General features: G+C 38.6%; 2 protein-coding genes. Both read right to left on the bottom strand.

Translation table 11 applies throughout. From position 1 onward, the window contains the following. The coding region (locus tag BKO01S_RS23585) for an IS3 family transposase (protein WP_198158881.1) at nt 1–770 on the bottom strand (770 nt) is incomplete at its 3' end. Then, nucleotides 743–1,308, bottom strand: a 566-nt coding sequence (locus tag BKO01S_RS23580; protein WP_157077447.1) for a helix-turn-helix domain-containing protein, incomplete at its 5' end; no start/stop codon positions are given. The genes BKO01S_RS23585 and BKO01S_RS23580, both read right to left, overlap by 28 nt.

Here is a 1,308-nt window from a genome sequence, read left to right as displayed (position 1 = left end):
TGTAATTCCTGTATAAAATGCTCAATGCTTTCGAATTCCTGAAGGTAGAGAAGTTCTGTCTTAAGTATGCCAAAGAAGTTCTCAATAACCGCATTATCGAGACAAATTCCCTTTCGGGACATGCTTTGTGTAATATTCCTGTCAGTAAGAGTCTTCTGGTACTTGGCCATCTGATAATGCCATCCCTGGTCTGAATGCAGGATCAATTCGTCCCCTGGATCTAAAACCTCTAATGCTTCCTCAAGCATTTCGCCAACTAAATCGAAAGTGGGTCGGAACTTCACTTTATAGGCTATGACCTCGCTATTAAACAAATCAAGAATAGGAGATAAATATAGCTTTTGTCCAAAAAGGCCGAATTCAGTTACGTCCGTTACCCATTTCTGATTGGGCTTGTCCGCTTGGAAATCCCGGTTTAGAACGTTAGGTGCAATTTGTCCTACATTTCCACGATAGGATTTATCTTTCTTCATACGAACTTGGCATTTAACTCCCATTTGATTCATTAGCTTGAGGACAGTCTTCGGGTCAAGACTCAAGCCTTTCTTATCAAGCTCTTTCTTAATATTTCGGTGTCCATATCGTCCTTTATGTTGGTGATAAATATCTTGTATTGCTTCTTTCACCGCTGTGTATTTGTCTGGGCGGTCCCTGTGTTTTGTCCAGTAATAATAGGTACTTCTTGGAATACCGGCAACTTTAATCAGATCAGCGACTTTATATTCATTCCTTAGTACAAAAATTACCTGCGCTTTGAGTTTCGTGGTAATTTTTCCTGTTCCTGAACTAAGGCATTCAACTTTTTTAGATAAGCGTTTTCCATTCTTAAGCGCTCAACTTCTTGTATAAGGGATTCGTTTGTTTGTTTAGTAGAATCATTCTTTTTTCTTTCTTTTGTCATGGGAGATCGCCCCTTCTTCTTTGGTATTAAGGTTTTCTCCCCTTGATTTTCAACAGCTCTCCTCCAGGTTAGGATAGTGGAAGGAGTGGGAATATTAAACTTTGCCGCTGTTTCATTAAGAGATGCCCAATTGTCGTCCATATATTTGAGTACCTCCATTTTAAACGCAGCCGTGTAGTTTGTATAATTTTTTCTTAAGGAATCCTCTCCATGTACGAGATAAAGATTAACCCAGTTTTGAATTGTTTTATGAACAGTACCCAGCTTTTTAGCAATATCCCGATGAGACATTCTTCCTTTTTCATACTCTTTTACAGCCCATAACTTGTCCTCAAATGTGAATTTAGCCATATAAAAAACTGCACCTCTCTTGTTAGTTTTGTGTCTAACAATTTTGGTGCAGTTCA

The sequence above is a fragment of the Robertmurraya korlensis NBRC 107688 genome (assembly GCF_001591645.1).
Taxonomy (GTDB): Bacteria; Bacillota; Bacilli; order Bacillales; family Cytobacillaceae; genus Robertmurraya_A.
The sequence above is the reverse complement of the archived record's forward strand: the minus strand, read 5'-3'. Positions and strand labels throughout refer to the sequence as shown.